Raw genomic sequence first — 1,271 nt, 5'->3', positions numbered from 1 at the left:
AATGTTATGAAAGATCTTAATAATCAGTATGTAAAACGTAGTCAAAAAGACTATAGCCTATCCTTTAAACTCTCTGTAGTACAAGAAGTGGAGAGTGGTTCGATCGGCAATCGAGCTGCCATGCGTAAGTATGGCATCCAAGGTCACGGTACTATAACCGAATGGCGCAGAAAATATGGTAACTTTGATATAGATAATCATTCACAAAGTAAATCTATGCAAAGCCCAGAACAAAAGATTAAAGAACTGGAAGAGAAAGTAAAACGTTTGGAGCGTCACAATCAATTTTTAGAGAACTGCCTAACGGAGTCTGAAGATAAGGCGGCTATTTTGGATAAGCTAATTGATTTGGCAGAAGAAGAATATCTGATTCAGGTAAGAAAAAACTTCTCTCCCGATCAATCCAATATATCAGCAAAGAAAGCAAAAAAACGATAGGCTATCTTTGTGGATTGGTCGGGATCAACCGACAGTATTATTATCGAAGCTTTTGGCTTACAGCAGGAAAAAGAGCCAGAGCTGATCAGGTCGTTAAGCTTGTGAATAACTTACGGGGCCTTATGCCTCGTATAGGTACAAGGAAAATCTATCATATGCTCGAACTCCCTTTGCGGGCATTGCATGTGGGCAGAGATAAACTTTTCAGTATACTCAAAGCTAATAATATGCTTATAAAGCCTAAAAGAAACTATCGAATAACCACTGATTCCCATCATCGATTCAGAAAGCATAAGAATTTGATAGAAAATATACCATTGGACCAGCCCGAACAGGTATGGGTTTCAGATATTACTTATATTGGAGGTCGGGATCGTAATTGTTATCTAGCTTTAGTTACCGATGCTTATTCTAAGAAAATAATGGGATATGATGTATCTAATAGTCTGGCAACTGAGGGATCTCTTAGAGCATTGAATATGGCTATAAAACAAAGAATGTATAAGAAAGACTTGATTCATCATTCTGATAGAGGCTTACAATATTGCAGTAGAGATTATCAGAAAATACTGCAAAAGAAAAACATTAAACCTTCAATGACCGAAAGTTACAATCCCTATGCTAATGCAATTGCAGAGAGAGTAAACGGTATACTCAAGCAGGAATTCTTATTAGAAGATTATCAAGTCAATATACAGACAATGAAGTTACTAGTAAAAGATGCGATTCACATTTATAATAACAAAAGACCGCATTGGTCGTGCTATATGAAAACCCCTGAGCAAATGCACAAACAAGATTGTGTAAAAATAAAAACCTATAAAAACAAAGAT

1 protein-coding gene and 1 pseudogene are annotated in these 1,271 nt (G+C 36.2%); both read left to right on the top strand.

The window, feature by feature from the left end:
- Positions 1 to 438: pseudogene (locus CHRY9293_RS18810) on the top strand (hypothetical protein); the annotation flags it as partial.
- A 14-nt stretch (positions 439 to 452) separates the two neighbouring features.
- Positions 453 to 1,271 (top strand): IS3 family transposase (locus CHRY9293_RS18340; protein WP_238476835.1); only part of this gene is annotated, 819 nt, incomplete at its 3' end.

Source organism: Chryseobacterium potabilaquae (assembly GCF_902728265.1).
Taxonomy (GTDB): domain Bacteria; phylum Bacteroidota; class Bacteroidia; order Flavobacteriales; family Weeksellaceae; genus Chryseobacterium; species Chryseobacterium potabilaquae.
The sequence above is the reverse complement of the archived record's forward strand: the minus strand, read 5'-3'. Positions and strand labels throughout refer to the sequence as shown.